At 42.8% G+C, this 20639-nt stretch carries 14 protein-coding genes; 6 read left to right on the top strand and 8 right to left on the bottom strand.

Going from position 1 to position 20639, the window contains the following annotated elements; all coding sequences use genetic code 11:
• Nucleotides 1-78: 78 nt before the first annotated feature.
• Complete coding sequence (locus tag GW828_RS11555) at nucleotides 79-2703, top strand: sensor domain-containing phosphodiesterase (RefSeq protein ID WP_273058819.1); 2625 nt, start codon at nucleotides 79-81, stop codon at nucleotides 2701-2703.
• Nucleotides 2704-2726: 23 nt separating this feature from the next.
• Here GW828_RS11555 and rep read toward each other — a convergent pair whose 3' ends face one another.
• Nucleotides 2727-4739: a DNA helicase Rep gene (gene rep, locus GW828_RS11550; protein WP_124017537.1), complete on the bottom strand. Its 2013-nt coding sequence runs from the start codon at nucleotides 4737-4739 to the stop codon at nucleotides 2727-2729.
• Between the two features lie 143 nt (nucleotides 4740-4882).
• Between rep and ubiK the strand changes: the two genes are divergently transcribed.
• Nucleotides 4883-5131 (top strand): ubiquinone biosynthesis accessory factor UbiK, encoded by a 249-nt coding sequence (gene ubiK / locus GW828_RS11545; RefSeq protein ID WP_124017536.1) that lies wholly within the window; start codon nucleotides 4883-4885, stop codon nucleotides 5129-5131.
• Between the two features lie 77 nt (nucleotides 5132-5208).
• On the opposite strand, the gene GW828_RS11540 is transcribed toward ubiK, so the two are convergent.
• The 6 genes from GW828_RS11540 to ilvC all read right to left on the bottom strand — a co-directional run bounded on the left by GW828_RS11540 (nucleotide 5209) and on the right by ilvC (nucleotide 14273).
• Nucleotides 5209-6345, bottom strand: coding sequence for a pyridoxal-phosphate-dependent aminotransferase family protein (locus GW828_RS11540; RefSeq protein WP_124017535.1), 1137 nt, complete (start codon nucleotides 6343-6345; stop codon nucleotides 5209-5211).
• A 424-nt stretch (nucleotides 6346-6769) separates the two neighbouring features.
• Nucleotides 6770-8341, bottom strand: coding sequence for a threonine ammonia-lyase, biosynthetic (gene ilvA / locus GW828_RS11535; protein ID WP_124017534.1), 1572 nt, complete (start codon nucleotides 8339-8341; stop codon nucleotides 6770-6772).
• A 1-nt stretch (nucleotide 8342) separates the two neighbouring features.
• On the bottom strand, nucleotides 8343-10202 hold the full coding sequence (ilvD, locus tag GW828_RS11530; RefSeq protein ID WP_182742594.1) for a dihydroxy-acid dehydratase: 1860 nt from the start codon (nucleotides 10200-10202) through the stop codon (nucleotides 8343-8345).
• 79 nt (nucleotides 10203-10281) lie between these two features.
• Nucleotides 10282-10539, bottom strand: coding sequence for an acetolactate synthase 2 small subunit (gene ilvM, locus GW828_RS11525; protein WP_123778371.1), 258 nt, complete (start codon nucleotides 10537-10539; stop codon nucleotides 10282-10284).
• Nucleotides 10536-12221, bottom strand: coding sequence for an acetolactate synthase 2 catalytic subunit (gene ilvG, locus GW828_RS11520; protein ID WP_182742595.1), 1686 nt, complete (start codon nucleotides 12219-12221; stop codon nucleotides 10536-10538). The genes ilvM and ilvG overlap by 4 nt, the downstream gene beginning before the upstream one ends.
• Nucleotides 12222-12791: 570 nt before the next feature.
• Complete coding sequence (gene ilvC / locus GW828_RS11515) at nucleotides 12792-14273, bottom strand: ketol-acid reductoisomerase (protein ID WP_124017531.1); 1482 nt, start codon at nucleotides 14271-14273, stop codon at nucleotides 12792-12794.
• A 197-nt stretch (nucleotides 14274-14470) separates the two neighbouring features.
• Between ilvC and ilvY the strand changes: the two genes are divergently transcribed.
• Entirely contained in the window at nucleotides 14471-15343 is an 873-nt protein-coding gene (ilvY, locus tag GW828_RS11510) for an HTH-type transcriptional activator IlvY (RefSeq protein WP_124017530.1), read from the top strand.
• A gap of 40 nt (nucleotides 15344-15383) precedes the next feature.
• Here the strand turns inward: ilvY and paeA are convergent, their stop codons facing one another.
• Nucleotides 15384-16691, bottom strand: a complete 1308-nt coding sequence (gene paeA, locus GW828_RS11505) for a polyamine export protein PaeA (protein ID WP_124017529.1) — start codon at nucleotides 16689-16691, stop codon at nucleotides 15384-15386.
• A gap of 366 nt (nucleotides 16692-17057) precedes the next feature.
• Here paeA and GW828_RS11500 point away from each other — a divergent pair, with 366 nt between their 5' ends.
• The 3 genes from GW828_RS11500 (at nucleotide 17058) to GW828_RS11490 (ending at nucleotide 20466) form a co-directional block, all read left to right on the top strand.
• A complete protein-coding gene (locus tag GW828_RS11500) occupies nucleotides 17058-18581 on the top strand; it encodes a YifB family Mg chelatase-like AAA ATPase (protein ID WP_124017528.1) in 1524 nt (507 codons plus the stop codon).
• Nucleotides 18582-18660: 79 nt separating this feature from the next.
• Complete coding sequence (locus GW828_RS11495; protein ID WP_182697785.1) at nucleotides 18661-19557, top strand: acyltransferase; 897 nt, start codon at nucleotides 18661-18663, stop codon at nucleotides 19555-19557.
• A gap of 6 nt (nucleotides 19558-19563) precedes the next feature.
• Complete coding sequence (locus GW828_RS11490) at nucleotides 19564-20466, top strand: acyltransferase (RefSeq protein ID WP_124017526.1); 903 nt, start codon at nucleotides 19564-19566, stop codon at nucleotides 20464-20466.
• The last annotated feature ends 173 nt before the right edge of the window (nucleotides 20467-20639 follow it).

Raw genomic sequence — 20639 nt, 5'->3', positions numbered from 1 at the left:
ATTTATATTTATGGTAATTATAATGATTGTTCAACAATATTTGTTCACAGAATTAATAGGATAACGATAAACAAGGGTATGGATACAGTCATTAGTCACTCTAAAACCTTTCCTAGGATCGAGCATCTCCAAAAACGGGTCGCTCGTTTAAGGCGTTTGGCTAAAAAATATAAACGTTCTGAGATTATTCAAAACGCCTTACTCGGTATTTCCAATATTGCGACCCAGGTCACTTCACTTGATGACTTTTATCAACGAGTTCATTTACATCTACAACAGCTTATCCCTGCAGAAAACTTTTTTATTGCATCTCAAGATGCTAAAACAGGGCTAACAAGTTTACCCTTTTTTGCTGACCAACAAGATTCTCATCCAACAGAGCTTTACCCAGACCAAGAAATATCGGCATTACTCAATAGTGGTCTAACTGGGTATGTGCTTCGCAATGGTGAGCCTTTGTTATGCGACGATAATAAGTTTAATGAATTGATTGCCAGTGGCGATATTAAAAGCCTTGGCTCGCCAAGTCATCAATGGCTTGGCGTACCGATTAAAACCAAAGACGTAGTCAGTGGTGTACTTGTGGTGCAAAGCTACAACGAAGCCAATACTTACGGTGAGTTAGAATTAGAGTTAATGGGCTTTATTTGCCATCATATTTCAGGAGTAATGGAACGGCTTGAGCATCATCAACAACTTGAGCAAGCCATTGTGGAGCGCACTAAAGAGCTCAGCCAAGCGTATGAGAAGGTTAAACAAGAAGTCACTGAGCGAGTTAAAGCGGAGAAATTGCAAAAAACACTGTTTGAAATTGCCGATTTATCTGCATCCAACGTGCTTCAGCAAGATTTCTACTTACGGCTCCACGCTATTATCAGCCAGCTCATTCCTGCCAATAACTGTTTTATTTCGTTAATTGACAAAAATAATATGCTGTCGTTTCCGTTTTATGTGTCGCAAATGACGGCTGAATATCCTGCCTCTCGCCCAATGCAGGATGGATTAACCGAATATATTCTCCAACATAAATTACCGCGATTATTTTCAGCTAAAGATATCTCGACCATGGTTAGCCTAGGTGAAATTTACGCTAAATCACCAGAATTAAACAAAACCGATAGAATGCATCAATGGATAGGTATTCCGTTAATCATTAATGGTGAAGTTGCTGGGGCATTAACCATTTATAGTCTAGATGACGCCCATATTTATCAATTAAAAGATCTTGAACTGCTGACCTTTGTGTCGCAGCACATGGCTAATGCGATTGAACGTAAACTCGCTGCTGAGTCACTTAAGAATAGCCACGAGCTATTAGAAGATAAAGTTGTTCAACGGACCATGGCGCTTGCAGAACTCAACAACAATCTCCAAAAAGAGATTAATCAACGCCGGAAAATGGAAGATCAATTATTATATGATGCTCAACATGATGGCCTGACAGGGTTACCTAACCGTAGCTATTTGATGGAACGTTTATCACAAGAATTAAAGCACTTACGTCGTCATGGGCTAGATCAATTTGCATTATTATTTATCGATCTTGACCGTTTCAAGGTCATCAATGACTCTTTTGGTCACCTAGAAGGCGATCGTTTTTTAATTGAAACGTCACAACGCATAAAATCATGTATTCGCGACAACGATACTCTGGCTCGCATGGGCGGTGATGAATTTGTTATATTACTGGACTCAATTAATGCCACAGAAGATGCCGTCGAAGTCTGTGAGCGTATTTTACAAACATTATCTATGCCCTATCAGTTAGCCAAACAAGAATTCATCTCTGGTGCGAGTATAGGGGTGGCTTTTAGCGGACGTAATAAGCTAGTGACCAGTGAATCTCTTCTGCGAGATGCTGACGCCGCAATGTATCAAGCTAAAGCAAATGGTAAAGGGTGTTTCGTCATTTTTGATAACAAGCTGAGCGCGAAATCTAAATTACAACATGACTTAGAAATTGAATTTAAGCAGGCGCTCGAGCAACAGGGATTTAAGATACATTATATTGAAGTGGTCGACTTTAACACTGGTGAGATTATTGCTATTGAACCACAAGTTGAATGGCATCATCTAAAACAAGGCATTATTGATCACTCAAAAATGAAACGCTTGGCGGCACAATATCAGCTAACACTGAATTTAGATGCTTATATGTTTGGCCACTTAAATGAACATTTCCAATCAATTAAGCAACGATATGGTACCAATATTGATCTGCACTTATCGATTAGCAGTCAACATATTAAAAATAAGTTTGTGTTACGCAATCTCAAAAATACCATCAAAGGCAGTAATATCGATTTACGTAAACTGATATTATTTTTTAACGAACAAGCCTTAATGCAAGACACCGAAAATCATATCAATGGCTTCGAGCTTATCTCGCAACTGGATGTGCAAATCGGTATCGATGGCTATGGTACAGGTTACAGCTCGCTCAGTTGCTTAAGCTTCTTACCGATTAAAGCATTAAAGTTAGATGAAGACATCAGTAAGCACTTACTCAATGATAAACAGTTACAATTAGTCAAAGCTTACCAATTGACGGCGCAAACACTTAATTTCGACATGTACGCCACTACCATTGACACGCAACAACAAGTAAGACAGTTTTTAGAACTTGGTTATATGCGTGGTCAAGGGCGAGCAATCAGCAAATTATTTAACGAAAAAAAAAAGCCCCATAAGTCTTGTGCCTAATCAATAGGCCAACCTAATTAGCACTACTTTTTAAACATATCGCGTATGTTGGCAATATGGCTTTTACTGGTTTCCACACGCTGCTCTTCAGTTTGAACTGGCTTACGGTTTTCCCAGATTAAGTCATCTTGTGGTAACTCAAGTAAAAAGCGACTGGGTTCACAGCGCATCGTCTCACCAAATTGACGGCGCTCGCGACATATCACAAACCATAATTCACGCTGCGCTCGCGTTATCCCCACATAAGCCAGACGCCGTTCTTCATCGACATTGTCTTCGTCAATACTCGACTGGTGCGGTAAAATTCTCTCTTCAACCCCCACCATAAATACAAAAGGATATTCCAGTCCTTTAGAAGCATGTAAAGTCATTAACTGTACTTGATCGCCACCTTCATCCTCGCTATTACGTTCCATCATGTCGCGCAGGGTTAATCGAGTAACCACTTCCGGTAGCGTCATCGGTTCATCTAACTCATCACCTTCGAGCATTTCGGTAACCCAACGGTATAATTCCGAAATATTTTTCATCCTCATTTCGGCCGCTTTAGCGCTGGTACTGGTTTCGTACAGATAATCTTCGTAATTAATTTTGCGGATCAGCTGTTTAATCGCTTCAACCGGCTCTCCACGAGTTGCGAGCTCACCAGTATCAACAATAAATTTGCCGAATTGATACAGCGAATTGACTGCCGCGGGTGCAAGGTGATGATTCAATTCAACATCAAAAATCGCTTCAAATAGCGAAATATGCTTTTGATTAGCAAAATTACCCAAACGTTCCAGCGATGCAGGGCCGATACCACGTTTAGGCAAGTTAACCACCCGCAAAAAAGCATTATCATCGTCAGGATTCACCACTAAACGTAAATACCCCATGATGTCTTTAATTTCTGCTCGGGAGAAAAAGGAAGTACCACCACTGAGCTTATAAGGAATGCGGTTGGTCATGAGCGATCGTTCGAGTAAACGAGATTGATGATTACCTCGGTATAAAATGGCGTAATCACCAAATTTAGTCCGCCCAACAAACTTATGCCGAATGATCTCTGCCACCACTCGCTCAGCTTCCTGCTCTTCGTTAGCGGCTATTAATACTCTTAGTGGCTCACCATAAGCTAACTCACTAAATAACGCCTTATCGTACACGTGAGGGTTGTTGGCAATCAAAATATTGGCAGCACGGAGAATACGTTGGCTTGATCGATAGTTTTGCTCTAGCTTAATTAATTTAAGCTTAGGAAAATCAGTTCCTAGCAACACCAGATTTTGCGGTTTGGCGCCACGCCAAGAATAAATAGACTGATCGTCATCACCTACCACGGTAAAACGTGAACGCTGACCCACCAACAGTTTCACTAATTCGTATTGGCTAGTATTAGTATCTTGATACTCATCCACCAGCAAGTATTGAATTTTGGTTTGCCAGCGGGTACGCACCTCTTCATTCATCCGCAACAATAAGGTTGGAATTAAGATAAGATCATCAAAATCGAGCGCATTATAGGACTTCATATGCTGAGCATATCGTTGATACAAGGTAGCAAATAATTGGCTTTGCTCATCTTTTGCCATACTGATTGCCTGCTGAGGGATCACTAATCCCCCTTTCCAGTTCGATATGGCTGATGCCAAGGACTTGATTAAATCTTTATCGTCATCGAACTCATCTTCAGTCAGCTCTTTTAATAGCGCGAAGGTATCTTGATCATCAAACAAAGAGAAACCCGCCTTAAGCCCAAGCACTTTATGCTCACGCTTAATGATTTCGAGTCCTAAGGTGTGAAAGGTAGATATCCATAATCCACGGGCTTCTTTGCGGCCCATAGACTGAGCCACACGCTCTTTCATTTCACGCGCGGCTTTATTAGTAAAGGTTACAGCGGCAATATTACGGGCTTTGTAGCCACACTTTTCAACTAAGTAAGCAATTTTATTAATGATAACTCGTGTTTTACCACTCCCCGCGCCAGCAAGCACTAAGCATGGACCCGACACATAATGTACGGCTTCATTTTGCCCTGGATTGAGTTTCATTAATTATTACACCTTACTTAACGTTAAACGAAGGCGGATCATAGCAGAATCAACTGGTGACGGTTAACGAAAAATCACAGTTAAGGTTTGGAAAAGCGCTCACCTCGGTTACAATTAACTCAATATATCAGTAGGGGATCATAATGATTAATCCAAAGAAAATTGAAGAGCTCGCTAAACAACTTAGCGACAACTTACCTAGCGGTGTTAAGCAGTTTGCCGGGGAATTTGAAGAGCGCAGCAAGCAGCTATTACAAAACCAACTGATGAAGCTGGATGTGGTATCGCGTGAAGAGTTTGAAGTGCAGCAACATGTGTTACTGAAAACCCGTGAAAAGCTGGAAGCATTACAAGTACAAGTCAATGAATTAGAGAAAAAGTTAGCTGATTAGCGACTAAATAATCTCTGAAAAATCATAAAAAATGACGCTCTAAAGCGTCATTTTTATGATAATTCAACAATCAATGTTTATGTTAACGACTCTTCTAATGCGTGTAAGCAAAGGGCGACATTTTCACGACGAGCACTGAAGCCCATCAGGCCGATACGCCATGCTTTACCTGCTAAAGCACCTAGCCCAGCACCAATTTCTAAATTATATTCTTCCAATAAATGCTTACGCACTGCAGCGTCATCGACACCGTCTGGAATATATACTGTATTGAGTTGCGGTAAACGCGACGACTCTTCAACCACAAATTTAAAGCCTAATGTTGTTAGCCCATCACGCAGTAACAAGTGCATTTTTCGGTGTCTTGCCCAGGCATTTTCGAGCCCTTCATTGGCAAGTAAACGTAAAGATTCATGCAGAGCATATAAGGCATTCACTGGCGCAGTATGATGATAACTGCGTTTAGCACCAGCACTATTGCCCCAATAACCCATGACTAAGGTTTGATCTAAAAACCAACTTTGCACCTGGGTAGTACGGGCTTTAAGCTTGGCAACCGCTTTAGGTGAAAATGACACAGGCGATAAACCGGGGACACAGGAGAGACACTTTTGGCTGCCAGAATAAATGGCATCAATGCCCCACTCATCCACCAGCAATTCAACACCACCCAATGAGGTTACGGCATCAACAATACTGATACAGTCATGTAATTGCGCTAAGGTGCACAAGGTTTTCGCATCAGACAGTGCACCTGTTGAAGTTTCGGCATGTACAAATGCGAGAAATTTTGCATCTGGATGCGCCACGAGTGCTGCTTCAACTTTATCTGGGCATACAGGTTCGCCCCATTCATTGTCGACAACAACTGCTACACCGCCAACTCGTTCAACGTTTTGACGCATGCGCTCACCAAACACCCCATTACGACATACGATGACCTTTTCGCCTGGCTCAACTAAATTGACAAAACAGGTTTCCATACCGGCACTGCCTGGTGCTGATACCGCTAAAGTCATTTCGTTTTTAGTTTGAAAAGCATATTGAATTAAGCTTTTGAGCTCATCCATCATGCCGACAAATAATGGGTCAAGGTGACCGATAGTCGGCCTTGATTGTGCCGCAAGCACTTCGGGATACACATCAGATGGGCCTGGGCCCATTAAGATTCTGCGCGGTGGCATAAAAACTGGAATTGTTGGCACGGGTAACATCAATGTCTCCTTAAAATGAGGTCTAAAATTCATAACTCAATATGAATCTGGAAAAATTTACCCTACATATAAAGCAAAACATACCAATCAGTTGCAGCAAAATAAATCAACATTAACTTGTTGGTAATCGTTTCTACAGACCCACGAATATTTTTTCGTTTTAGGCGTACTGACAATACCACATTGAGGCACTAAATCACCTAAGAATGGTAGTTAACCTGAACTAGGGATAATAAACGCCTCTCAAACAGCCCTTTGTCTTGCTAACGGTGTTGAATTAACTTGCCATAGACCCGCTATTGACGCGCAATTCGCCTTGTTAGTAAAACAAATGACAAGTTTGATAGTAATAAACGTCTAAGGCTATGATATTTAATATCATATCTTCATCTCTTATCCCGATTTCAGGTCAGTTAAAAATGAATTATGATTTTGCTTTCGCACTATTTAAAAATAACTGATAAGCCGGACTGTGGGTTTCTTCTTGATAAACGAAACCGAGCTCCATTAAAAATTGCGCAAACGCGACGTCATCTTTAGCCGGTACTTCAAAACCGGTTAACACCCTACCAAAGGCTGCACCATGGTTACGGTAATGAAATAAACTGATATTCCATTTGCTCTGTAAAGTGGTTAAAAACTTCAGCAATGCCCCGGGATGCTCAGGAAACTCAAAGCTAAATAAGCGCTCTTCTAATGGCTCAAGTGGGTGACCACCGACCATATAACGCACGTGTAATTTAGCGGTTTCATCTTGGGATAAGTCTTGAACTTCAAAGCCTTCAGACTCTAACTTAGCAATGATCTCACTGAGTTCTGCTTGGCCGCCAGTGAGACGAATACCCGCAAATACCACTGCAATATCACGACTGCTAAAACGGTAATTAAACTCGGTCATCACTCGTTTATCAAGTAACTCACAAAAACGTAAAAAACTGCCTGGTTTTTCAGGTATTTTAACCGCTAATACCGCCTCTTTTTGCTCAGCTAATTCACAACGTTCAGACACATAACGTAAACTATGAAAATTGACGTTAGCACCACTGAGAATAGCCGCTACTTTTTTGGGGGCATCGATAGAGTCACCCTGTTGCGCCATGTACTTTTTAAGCCCCGCAATCGACAAGGCTCCAGCGGGTTCGGCTATCGCGCGGGTATCCTCAAAAATATCTTTTACTGCGGCACAAATTTCATCAGAAGTGACGGTAACCACTTCATCAACGTATTCACGCGCTAAACGAAATGGCTCAGTACCAATCCGCTTAACCGCTACGCCGTCAGCAAACAACCCCACTTGAGCCAAAGTTACTGGTTCATCAGCTTCGAGTGCCGCCTTTAAGCAAGCAGCGTCTTCGGGTTCAACCCCAATGATCTTAACTTGCGGCATCACAGCTTTGTAATAGGCCGCAATACCGGCAATTAAACCACCACCGCCAACAGGCACAAACACGATTTCAATATCGCGTTGTTGTTGTACCATTTCTTGAGCAATAGTGCCTTGTCCGGCAATAACCGCTTCGTCATCAAATGGGGCGATATACACCCGTCCTTCTGTTGCCGAGAGGTTTTTGGCATAGTCATTGGCTTGATCAAACGCCTGCCCATGAAGGACCACATTGCCACCCAAGCGTTTCACCGCATCAATCTTAATATCTGGCGTGGTACTAGGCATTACAATTACGGCATCAATACCGCGACTGGCAGCAGACATAGCTACCCCTTGAGCGTGATTGCCCGCTGATGCGCACACCACACCTCTATCGCACTCATCTTGAGTTAACGCTGCGATACGGTTGTAGGCACCACGTATTTTAAACGAATGCACAGGCTGCATATCTTCACGCTTTAAATACACCTGACAACCAAAGCGAGCAGACAATTTATTCATGCTCGACAATGGCGTCACTTTAGCCACATCATAAACAGACGACAGCAAAATTTTCTGTAAATAATAATGCGCTAAATCTAATTGAGTTTGAGACGCCAAAGCCAACATATTACCCCTCCAGCTTAGAGCGATCGCGAACGGCACCTTTATCAGCACTGGTGGCCAATAATGCATACGCCTTAAGCGCTAATGACACATAACGTTCACGAGCAACCGGCTTCCAACCTAGCGGACCTTTGGCATCCATCGCAGTGCGACGCTGAGCAAGCTCTTTATCGCTGATATTAAGCTGAATGCTACGCTTGGGAATGTCGATGGCAATTTGATCGCCGTTCTCGATAAGTGCAATGGTGCCACCTGACGCCGCTTCTGGTGACACATGACCAATCGATAAACCTGAAGTACCACCGGAAAAACGCCCATCGGTAATTAACGCACATTTAGTGCCTAAACCACGTGATTTTAAGTAGGTTGTTGGATAGAGCATTTCTTGCATACCCGGACCACCTTTAGGGCCTTCGTAGCGAATAACCACTACATCACCTTCAACGACTTCGCCACCGAGAATACCGGCTACCGCATCGTCTTGGCTTTCATACACTCGAGCGCTACCAACAAAGGTTAAGTTAGACTCGTCTACCCCTGCGGTTTTCACAATACAACCATCAACGGCCACATTACCTGACAATACGGCTAAGCCCCCTTCTTGGCTAAAGGCAAACTCACGCGAACGAATACAGCCATTTTCACGATCATCATCAACACTGTCCCAACGACAATTTTGGCTGAATGCTTTCGTGGTGGGAATACCAGCAGGGCCGGCACTAAAAAAGCGGATTACATCTGGATCGTTAGTTTGTTTAATGTCGTACTTAGCTAAGACTGATTTTAAATCACCACCATTGTCTGCGGCCACATGCGGTACATCGTTATGGATTAAACCTGCTCTATCTAACTCGCCTAAAATCCCCATTACCCCACCAGCACGGTGAACATCTTCCATATGATATTTAGGCGTTGATGGTGCAACCTTACATAGATGAGGCACTAAGCGCGATATGCGATCAATATCCGCCATAGTAAAGTCAATTTCCGCCTCTTGCGCTGCGGCGACTAAATGCAACACAGTATTAGATGAACCTCCCATGGCAACATCGAGTACCATGGCATTTTCAAATGATTTAAATGACGCAATATTACGTGGCAAGGCAGTTTCATCGTCATGCTTGTAATAACGTTCAGCCAGCATCATCACCCGGCGACCTGCTTCTAAAAATAATTCACGACGGTCTTCATGAGTTGCAAGCATTGAGCCATTACCCGGTAAAGACAAACCTAAGGCCTCGGTCAAACAGTTCATTGAATTAGCAGTAAACATACCTGAGCACGAGCCACATGTAGGGCAAGCACTGCGTTCAATTTGCTTGCTGTCTTCATCACTGACATTAGAATCTGCACCGGCAATCATGGCATCGACTAAATCAAGTTTAATAATTTGATCAGATAACTTGGTTTTACCTGCTTCCATTGGGCCACCAGACACAAATACCACAGGGATATTTAATCGCAGCGCGGCCATTAACATGCCTGGGGTAATTTTATCGCAGTTAGAAATACACACTAATGCATCTGCACAATGAGCGTTGACCATATATTCAACACTATCTGCAATTAACTCACGAGACGGTAAGCTGTACAACATGCCGCCATGACCCATGGCGATACCATCATCGACGGCAATAGTATTGAACTCTTTGGCAATACCGCCCGCCTCTTCAATCGCGCCAGCAACCAATGAGCCCATATTCTTTAAATGTACATGACCCGGTACAAACTGGGTGAACGAATTGGCAATGGCAATAATGGGCTTACCAAAATCATTTTCTTTTACGCCAGTGGCACGCCATAGTGCGCGGGCGCCTGCCATGTTGCGGCCTTCGGTACTGGTTGCTGAACGTAATTTTGGCATTGCAAATATCCTTGTTTAATGTGGAGCGCGTTACCGATTTGATCACGGATAACGTTCTAATAATGAGTGATAAAAAAGCTTAACTGTTTGCTGCTTGATCCAGTGACACTGCTGGCAAAACTTTACAATGCATCACATCAATGAGTTTATCTAACTGGGTACTTAACAATTCAATGGCGCGTTCGGCCTCAACCCATAAGTCGACCGCCATACTGGTGTCATCGTTGATGCGCACCTGCATTTGAGTCACTTTAAATCCTCGATGGCGAGTCACACGGAGCACGCGTTCAAGTACCTCGGGGCGTTGCTGAACGGTTATTTCTAATGCATGCATCATGTTTGCTTCTCCATTTGGTCCATCATGTCACTATTACTCGCACCCGGCGGTACTAAAGGCCATACGTTAAAAATATCATCAATCGATACATGCAGCATGTAAGGACCGCTACTGTTTAACATATCATCTAATCCTTGCTCGACTTGATCCGCACGCGTAATGGTTCGGCCAGGGATATCAAATGCCGACGCCATAAGGACAAAGTTAGGGTTATCAGATAAGTCTGTTTCACTGTAACGTTCTTCAAAAAATAGCTGTTGCCATTGCTTAACCATACCCAGTTTTTGGTTATCAATCAGTAAGATTTTCACCGGTAATTTACGGCGTTTAATGGTGGTTAACTCTTGGACATTCATCATAAACGAGCCATCACCAGAGACAGTAACCACAGTCGCATCGGGGCGTGCGACTTGGGCACCAATGGCGGCAGGTAAACCAAAGCCCATAGTGCCTAACCCTGCGCTGGTTAAATGATCTTCAGGGCGGCGGAACCACATGTGCTGTGCAACCCACATTTGATGCTGGCCGACATCGCAAGCAACTACGCTGTCTTCCGGTAATTTATTGGCTAAACGACGTAACATCGCTGGCGCATAAATTAAATCACCTGGATGGTGATAATCCCATTGATGCTTTCGAGACAACTCCTCAACATCTGCTTGCCACTGACCAATATCAAGCTTATCTGCTACCGCCGCAGTTAATGCTGGCAACACTATGCTCAACTCGGCGGCAATGGCGACATCCGCCTGGCGTAACTTGCCAATTTCGGCGGCATCGATGTCTAAATGCAATACTTTGGCATTACTGGCGAAACTGGCAAGGCGGCCAGTAACCCTGTCATCAAAACGTGCACCGACAACCATCAATAAATCGCATTCTTGCACTGCAAGGTTGGCACCTTTACCACCATGCATACCCAACATGCCTAAATAACCTTTAGTCCCATGTGCAATACTGCCCAAGCCTTTTAACGTCGCTACGGATGGGATACCCGTGGTGTCGATGAACTGACGTAAATGCGCAACAGCACCCGCCATCCCCACACCACCGCCAACGTATAACATAGGTTTTTTAGCCTGCTTAATTAACTCTGCAGCTGCATCTAAATCGCTTATCTGAGGTTGTAACTCATCAGCAACGCTTTGAAGCGGTGTTCTGTATTCTAATGCCGCAAGTTGGATGTCTTTTGGGATATCAACTAATACAGGACCAGGACGTCCTTCTGCAGCGATTTCGAATGCCCGATATAAAGTCGGGATTAACTCGTTGATGTCGGTGACCATAAAGCTATGTTTGGTACATGACAACGACATACCTAATACATCGATTTCTTGAAATGCGTCAGTTCCAATAACACTAGTAGACACTTGACCGGTTATGGCAACTAATGGCACTGAGTCAAGTAAAGCATCGGCAAGTGAAGTGATGAGATTCGTGGCCCCTGGACCTGAGGTGGCAAAGCACACTCCGGTTTTACCACTGGCGCGGGCATACCCTACAGCAGCAAACGCAGCACCTTGTTCGTGACGACTAAGCAAGTGTTCTACCGGACCGCCATAAAGGGCATCGTAGATTGGCATAATCGCTCCACCAGGATAACCAAATACGGTTGTCACACCATGTGCTGCTAGTACTTTGATTACTGCATCCGCGCCGCGCATTTTCTGTCCTGCTTCCATATGTTGCTCTCTACTTCGTCAATGGTTCTGCTGCTCTACTGTGTGGTTGTTTTTCTTTAAGCCTAAAACTAAAAAACCCCCGGTCCTTTCGGAGCGGGGGTTTTTGCAATCTGTTTGACTCTTAGGTCAGTCTAGTTGCCAAACGCCACCCCCGCTGTGACTTAATAATCACTACGGTAATAATTACGAGAATGAGCATGGCTGCATGGTTTAACATGTTTTAGACTGTATCCTAAGTTTCTAGTAAATAATTTGTTTAGTTATGTTCAAATAACGTTACGGTATTACTAACAAGTACCATAAAAGATTTACTTAGCACAACTAATAAATTGTCTTTATAAAAAAAATTCAGCTTCCCTGCCGAGACAATGCAAACAACAACAAAAACTTAACCTATGAGTTCAACGACATAATCAAGTCGAACTCACTCTAACTATTTGTTTTCCCCACGCCTCAATCAGGAGGATGAAGGCGTTTCGATTGATGCCTGTCCGACAACGGAGCTGTATTTCCAGCCAAAACTCTGAACAGGTACAACATCAGTTCAATTAAACACTTGGTAATTAGTGCTTAGTTCGCTTCCACAATGCCTTTCATGTCGGTCATGTAACCGCGTAATTCTGCGCCAATGAATTCAACATCGGTATGGCGAATTTGCTCATTCACTTCAATCAAACGTTTGTTATCAACACCATTTGATGAAACATCCAGCCCTGCACCTAAATATGCCGCTGGCATGGCATTCACATAATCACGTAACATTGGCACGGCAGCATGGTTGAACAAGTAACAACCGTATTCTGCCGTATCCGAAATCACTACGTTCATTTCGTATAAACGCTTGCGTGCAATAGTGTTCGCAATCAAAGGGGTTTCATGTAACGACTCATAGTAAGCAGACTCTTCAACAATACCTGCGGCAACCATGGTATCAAATGCCAGCTCAACACCGGCTTTGATCATCGCCACTAAGAAAATACCTTTATCGAAGTAGGTTTGCTCATCAATATGTTCAGATGACACTGGCGCATTTTCAAATGCGGTTTCGTTAGTTTCCGCTCTCCAACGCAGCAAGTTAGCGTCATCATTTGCCCAGTCTGCCATCATAGTGCGAGAAAACTCACCGCTAATAATGTCATCCATGTGTTTTTCGAATAATGGCTTAAGGATAACTTTTAACTCTTCAGCCATATCAAATGCTTTGATTTTTGCTGGGTTAGATAAGCGGTCCATCATGTTGGTAATGCCGCCGTGCTTAAGTGCTTCGGTAACCGTTTCCCAACCTTGTTGAATTAACTTGCCGGCATAACCAGGTTCAACACCGTCAGCGACCATTTTCTCGTAGCCTAAAATGGCACCCGTTTGCAACATGCCACATAAAATGGTCTGCTCGCCCATTAAGTCTGACTTAACTTCAGCCACAAACGAGGACATTAAAACACCGGCACGGTCGCCACCTGTTGCACTAGCATAAGCCTTAGCAATGGCTACACCGTCACCATTAGGATCATTTTCTGGATGTACAGCAATCAAGGTCGGCACGCCAAAACCACGCTTATATTCTTCACGAACTTCTGTCGCAGGACACTTAGGTGCAACCATAACAACAGTAATGTCTGGACGAACTTGCATGCCTTCTTCAACAATATTGAAACCATGTGAATAAGATAGCGTAGAACCTTGTTTCATTAATGGCATAACCGCATTAACAACATTGGTATGTTGCTTGTCTGGTGTTAGGTTTAACACTAAATCAGCTGCAGGAATAAGCTCTTCAAAGGTGCCGACTTTAAAACCATTATCGGTCGCTTTTTGCCATGAGGCACGCTTTTCAGCGATCGCTTGCGGACGCAAGGCAAAAGAAATGTTCAGCCCTGAGTCTCGCATGTTTAAACCTTGGTTAAGGCCTTGTGCGCCACAACCTAAAATAACGATATTCCAATCTTTAATATATTGGCAACCATCACTGAATTCAGTACGGTCCATAAAGCGGCATTGTGCTAGTTGAGCTAATTGTTGACGTAAATTCAGAGAGTTAAAATAGTTAGCCATCTGATACCACCTTTAAAATTTAATAATTTGGGACTCAACATCTTATAAGTCAGCGACCTTAAGCGTTGTGATTGAAATCACTATAGCGCATGCATATGATTGCTTAAAATGATATATTCGGGACGTCACGTTGCAATTAATGCAACATGGACTGATTAACCTCATACTCAACTGAATTTGTGCTTTAAGGTACTGTTATGGATATTCGCTCACTTAAATTGTATTTACACTTGTGCGATAGCCTGCATTTTGCCAAAACTGCAGAGCAATCTCATGTCAGTCCCTCGACGTTAAGCCGTGCTTTACAGCGTTTAGAAGAAGAAGTAGGCAGTAAATTGTTCGAGCGTGACAATCGCAGTGTCACTATTACCCATGCAGGCATTGAATTTAAAGGTTTTGCGGAGCAAACTTTAGCGCAATGGACCCAACTACGCAGTCGGATTGATCCCAATCAGCAGGTGTTACGCGGTAATCTTAATCTGTATTGTTCGGTGACCGCTGCTTACAGCCATTTACCGGCACTGTTAGATCGCTTTAGACGTGAACATCCCCATGTAGACATCAATCTCAACACCGGAGATCCGGCAAATGCAGTCGGCCAAATTCAAAAGAATCGTGCTGATATTGCCATTATTGCATTGCCAGAGGTGCTCCCCAGCAGTTTGCATTTTACCCCGATTGATAAAGTACCGATTTCTGTCATTGCACCCACAATACAATGCCAAGTTCAGCAATGGGTCAATCAAGCAAAAATTGACTGGGCTAAATTACCTTATATCGTACCGGACCATGGTCCCGGCAGAAAAAGAATCGATTTATGGTTTAAGCAGATGGGGATTAAACCCAATATTTATGCTCAAGTATCCGGTCAGGAAGCAATTGTCTCTATGGTCGCACTCGGTTGTGGTGTTGGTATTAGTCCAGAAGCGGTGATCCACAATAGTCCGGTGCGAGAGCGTATCCAAACCTTATTGTCACCGGTGCCGATTCCTCCTTTTGAATTAGGCTGTTGCTGCAAAGAAAAACGCACCAATGATCCAATCATTAGTGCGTTCTTAGACATCATTTAATCGTACCGAGGCGACTTAGACTTAAGCGGATAGACGACACTTAAGGTAGTGGTGGCATCTCAATATCTAAACGAGTAACCAGTAATTGGTCCACTTTATATGAATCAATATCGACTACCTCAAACTTGTAACCCGCGTAATTGACAAAATCAGTCCGTTTAGGGATTTTGCGCAACATATACATCATAAAACCAGCAATGGTTTCGTAATTTTGATTATGCGGAAAGGCTTCAATATTAAAAGCGCGCATCACATCAGTGATAGGCGTCACACCATCGACTAACCAAGAATTGCCATCACGAGCAACAATTTGCTCCTCACTTTCGTGTAATGACCACGCCCCCATCACGGCGCTTTGTAAGTCATTAGTGGTCACAATGCCGACGACTAAAGCATACTCGTTCATGACCACCGCAAAGTCAGAACGATTATTCTTAAAATATTCCATCGACTCAGACAAAGTCAACGTATCAGGAATGATCAGACAATTATGCACTAGGGTACTGCCTTTTAAGGTGATGTTCTCGCCGTTAATCACCCTAATGAGCAACTCTTTAGCATCAACAAAACCTTTGATCATGTCCAGTTGGCCGTCACAAACAATAAACTTATTATGTGGATTCTTAGCAATTTTTTGTTTGATGACTTCTTCACTATCTTGCAGTAAGAAATACACTAAACTTTCACGCGCCGTCATTGCAGAGGTCACCGATACCGACTGCATTTCAAACACGTTCTCCATCATTTGCTGCTCACCTTTATCCATTACACCAGCTTCAGTACCTGCGGTCATCATGGCGTAAATATCATCGTGAGTAACTTGATCATTTCGCGCTGTAGGCACTTGCAACAATTTAAAAATCGCATTGGCCAGGCCATTAAAAATCCACACGAAAGGTTTTAACACTTTAATACACAAAATAATCGGCATCACAAAAGTGACCGCGACTTGCTCAGGGATCACCATGGCAATCCGCTTCGGCATTAAATCAGCAAATAGAATGAATAAGGATGTAACTGTGATAAATGAACACACAAAACTCAGTTGTAAACCCCATTCGTTGCCTAATAAAGGTAACAATAGTTGTTCAAAATGAGGTCTAAAAGCAGACTCTCCAACGATACCGCCCATGATCGCCACCGCATTGAGGCCGATTTGGACAACGGTAAAAAAACTACCGGGATGAGCTTGAAGTTTCAGCACTTTGGCTGCACGTAAGTCGCCCTCATCAGCCATTAATTGCAGACGAATTTTACGCGACGCCGCAAGGGCAATTTCGGACATAGAAAAAAAACAACTAATGCCGATGAGGCACAAGATGATGACTAAATTATCAGAGAGGCTCATAGTTTACCTTTACCTGAATACTAGCCAAAATATCAGGAATGTATGGACATATCATTGTTACAAAATGGGTAAATGTAAAACCAAGCGATTGATTTAAATAAAAAATCAATAAAGCTAATGATTCAATACAAATAGAAATAACGACAGATGGAATATGATTATAGCGTTTCACAGCAAAAGGCCTATTGATTAACAAGCCTCTCGTACTATAAAGCCGCGGTATTCTACTCAACATCAGTGATTTAAACTAGCGTGCCAGCATAATTATATCTGAGTTATTTGGGCTTTATCACGCAAAAAAACACATCGCTGCTAGACTATAATCACGTGTTGATTTGTATATTATTCAAACAAAAGGAATTGTTAATGGCGATTGCCTGTGTATTTACCCGAGCGAGTTGCGGTGTAGAAGCGCCGAGAGTCACAGTTGAAGTCCATTTAAGTAATGGTTTACCAGCATTTAATCTGGTGGGATTGCCAGAAACGTCAGTTAAAGAAGCTAAAGAGCGGGTCAGAAGCGCGTTAATTAATGCAGGATTTGAGTTCCCGCAACGACGGATCACTGTCAACCTAGCGCCAGCAGATTTACCTAAGCAAGGCGGTCGCTATGATTTGCCTATTGCCGTTGGAATTCTCGCAGCATCAAATCAAGTCCCAGCCAAAGCATTACATCAATGTGAATTTGTCGGTGAACTGGCTCTTTCCGGTCAAATTCGCCCTTGCAGTGGCTTGTTACCTGCTATTATTGCCGCCCGTAACGATCAGCATCATTTCTTTATGCCTATCGAAAATCGCCATGAGGCAGAGCTCGTTGGCTATCATCACAGTTATTTTGTCGCCCACTTACAAAACTTAGCGGCATTTCTACACGGCCAAGCACAATTACCTTTACTCGATACTCTCCCCGAGTGGATTGAAGAAGAGCCGCAACTGCAATCATCACTTTGCATGAGCGATGTCATTGGTCAATATCAAGCCAAACAAGGATTAGAAATCGCAGCTGCCGGGGGACATAACATGCTATTCATAGGCCCCCCTGGCACAGGAAAAAGCATGTTAGCTAATCGAATTATCCCACTATTACCCAAACTCACCTACGATGAGGCCATTGAAGTGGCAGCCATTCACTCTGTCGCCGGATTACATATTAAACCACAAAGTTTCCTTAACCGCCCTTTTCGCTCGCCGCATCATACGTCATCATCGATTGCGCTTATTGGTGGTGGCAGTCATCCAAAACCTGGGGAAATATCGTTGGCTCACCGTGGTATATTATTTCTTGACGAAATAGCTGAGTTCCCTCGAAAAGTATTAGATTGCCTGCGAGAGCCACTAGAAACTGGTCAAGTTGAGATATCACGCGCAGCCGCTAAACTGACTTTTTTGAGTCGATTTCAACTCATCGCGGCAATGAACCCCAGCCCCTGTGGCGATACGGAACGTACTCGTTCTACCCCTGATCAAATTCAACGTTACTTATCACGTCTATCAGGACCTTTTTTAGATCGTTTCGATTTAACCGTTGATGTACCCAAACTGCCAGCTGGCACCTTAACCCAACAACATCAACCCAGTGAGTCCAGCGTTGAAATCGCTAAACGGGTTAAACAAGCACGCGATCGACAACTCAACCGATCTGGGGTATTAAATAGTGAATTAAGCCCAAAACAACTCAAACAAGACGGCGGAATAACTCAAGCAGATTTGGCTTTTTTGGAGCAAAGTGTGGTGAGTTTAGGGTTGTCGGTTCGCAGTTTTCATCGTATTCAACGGGTATCTCGCACCATTGCCGACTTACAGCAATCACCAACCACCGAACGCAGTCATATTGCTCAAGCCCTTGGCTATAGGGCAATGGACCGATTGCTGGCAAAATTGAATCAGCAATAAGCGTAATTTAACCTATCGTATTGATTGAGCAAAACAGCGACTACGAGTAACATAGCACTCCGTTTAATAGGAGATACAAATGTCGCTGCTTTCGAAAATCAAAGGTTCAATCGCATTCTTATGTTATGTCATTAATACCATTTTTTGGACCATCCCGATCTTAGCATTTAGTTTTGTAAAATTGATCCCTATTGGTATTTGCCAAAAAATCTGCAGCTATATTCTTGATAATTGCGCCACTGCTTGGATTAGCGTCAATACCGTCATCGAAGCTATTTTTCATCCGATGCGTATTCGCGTTACAGGTGATCAATCATTTTCGGAACAAGAGTGGTATATGGTTATTGCTAACCATCAATCCTGGGTCGACATCCTCATTTTACAACGAGTATTTAATCGCAAGATCCCCTTTTTAAAGTTTTTCCTGAAACAAGAACTGATTTTTGTGCCCGTACTAGGCTTGGCTTGGTGGGCATTAGACTTTCCTTTTATGCGCCGTTATAGCACATCACAATTGCGCAAAAACCCTAAATTGAAAGGGAAAGACATTGAAATCACACGTAAAGCATGTGAAAAATTTAAAACTAAGCCTGTGAGTATAATGAACTTTGTTGAAGGTACGCGTTTTACTGCAGCTAAACACGATAAACAAGCATCACCTTTTCAACATCTTTTAAAACCTAAAGCTGGTGGTATGGCGTTTGCTCTCTCAGCCATGGGTGAACACATTAACAAGCTGGTTAATGTCACTATATATTACCCTGATACGGTACCCACATATTGGCAATATATCAGTGGCGGGTTGTCTGAGGTAAGAGTCGACATCAAAATCACTGATATTCCTCAGAAGATGCGAGGTGATTACCTAAAAGATCGTGAGTTTAAAATTGAATTTCAAGAGCAGCTCAATCAGCTTTGGCTTAAAAAAGATTTACAGTTACAGGAATTTTCTTCGCAAGCAAAGCAAGAGGTATAACAAGGAATGCTGTCTTTTCTACCAGGTCCGATACTGTTTATTATTAGTCTGTCACTATTGATCATCAATACCGCAATATGGAGCACCTTATTGACCATTGGTGGGGTGGTAAAATTATTACTGCCTTTCTTGCCCGTTCGTCGTCTATTAACGCGAATAATGAACCGATTCATGTGGGCGTGGGCAACATGCAATGGTGGTATTTTATATTTAATCTCAAATATAGAATGGGACGTCGAAGGTTTAGATAAACTTGACCCTAATGGCTGGTATTTATTGATCAGTAATCATGTTAGTGGTTTCGATATAGCAGCCCAAACATACTTATTGCGTAACCACATTCCAATGTTGAAATTCTTTTTAAAAAAAGAACTCATCTATGTGCCCATTATGGGTCTAGGTTGCTGGGCACTCGATATGCCATTTATGGATCGCACCAGTGCTGCCAAACTGAAAAAAAATCCCAAATTAAAAGGCAAAGATCTGCAAACAACCCGCAAAGCTTGTGAACGATTTAAGCACATGCCGACATCCATTATTAATTATGTCGAAGGGAGTCGGTTTACCGAAGAAAAACGCCTGCGTCAAAACTCACCTTATCGCCATTTGTTACGCCCTAAAGCAAGCGGTATCGCTTTTACACTTTCAGCAATGGGCGAACAATTTACCGGACTGCTCAATATCACTTTAGTGTATCCAGAAACGTCAGAAAAAGTATTAGCCAATGTCATGCATGGGCGCACTAAAAAAGTGGTTATGCGTGTTGAAACGCTACCCGTGCCTAAAGTGGATTCAGAAATTTACTTTTCAAGCCCTGAAAACCGTGTCGAATTTCAGCGCTGGTTAAATCAGCTCTGGTTAGATAAAGACCAGCAAATTGATGACATAATAAAAGTTTACCAACAGTAATAAGGGTATTGGATAGGTTTAATTGTCAGAAAGTCGACAAATGACGATTTTCTGTTGCGTTGAGCATGTAAAACTGTCAGTTTTAGAAATAAAATAGTTTTCAGATAACTCAATTGATAAAATTAGTTAACAACTGAATCTGCAAAGCTTAAATTAGCATATCATTGTTAACA

The organism is Shewanella vesiculosa (assembly GCF_009994065.1).
GTDB classification, from domain to species: domain Bacteria; phylum Pseudomonadota; class Gammaproteobacteria; order Enterobacterales; family Shewanellaceae; genus Shewanella; species Shewanella vesiculosa.
Note: the sequence above shows the minus strand (reverse complement) of the source record. Positions and strands in the feature narration are given on the sequence as shown.

Coding starts and splice junctions, on each gene's coding strand:
- ilvM (WP_123778371.1), bottom strand. CDS start 10,539: ATGATGCATGCATTAGAAATAACCGTTCAGCAACGCCCCGAGGTACTT.
- ilvY (WP_124017530.1), top strand. CDS start 14,471: ATGGATATTCGCTCACTTAAATTGTATTTACACTTGTGCGATAGCCTG.
- GW828_RS11540 (WP_124017535.1), bottom strand. CDS start 6,345: ATGTTACCCGTGCCAACAATTCCAGTTTTTATGCCACCGCGCAGAATC.
- GW828_RS11555 (WP_273058819.1), top strand. CDS start 79: ATGGATACAGTCATTAGTCACTCTAAAACCTTTCCTAGGATCGAGCAT.
- GW828_RS11490 (WP_124017526.1), top strand. CDS start 19,564: ATGCTGTCTTTTCTACCAGGTCCGATACTGTTTATTATTAGTCTGTCA.
- ilvC (WP_124017531.1), bottom strand. CDS start 14,273: ATGGCTAACTATTTTAACTCTCTGAATTTACGTCAACAATTAGCTCAA.
- ilvD (WP_182742594.1), bottom strand. CDS start 10,202: ATGCCAAAATTACGTTCAGCAACCAGTACCGAAGGCCGCAACATGGCA.
- GW828_RS11500 (WP_124017528.1), top strand. CDS start 17,058: ATGGCGATTGCCTGTGTATTTACCCGAGCGAGTTGCGGTGTAGAAGCG.
- paeA (WP_124017529.1), bottom strand. CDS start 16,691: ATGAGCCTCTCTGATAATTTAGTCATCATCTTGTGCCTCATCGGCATT.
- ubiK (WP_124017536.1), top strand. CDS start 4,883: ATGATTAATCCAAAGAAAATTGAAGAGCTCGCTAAACAACTTAGCGAC.
- rep (WP_124017537.1), bottom strand. CDS start 4,739: ATGAAACTCAATCCAGGGCAAAATGAAGCCGTACATTATGTGTCGGGT.
- ilvG (WP_182742595.1), bottom strand. CDS start 12,221: ATGGAAGCAGGACAGAAAATGCGCGGCGCGGATGCAGTAATCAAAGTA.
- ilvA (WP_124017534.1), bottom strand. CDS start 8,341: ATGTTGGCTTTGGCGTCTCAAACTCAATTAGATTTAGCGCATTATTAT.
- GW828_RS11495 (WP_182697785.1), top strand. CDS start 18,661: ATGTCGCTGCTTTCGAAAATCAAAGGTTCAATCGCATTCTTATGTTAT.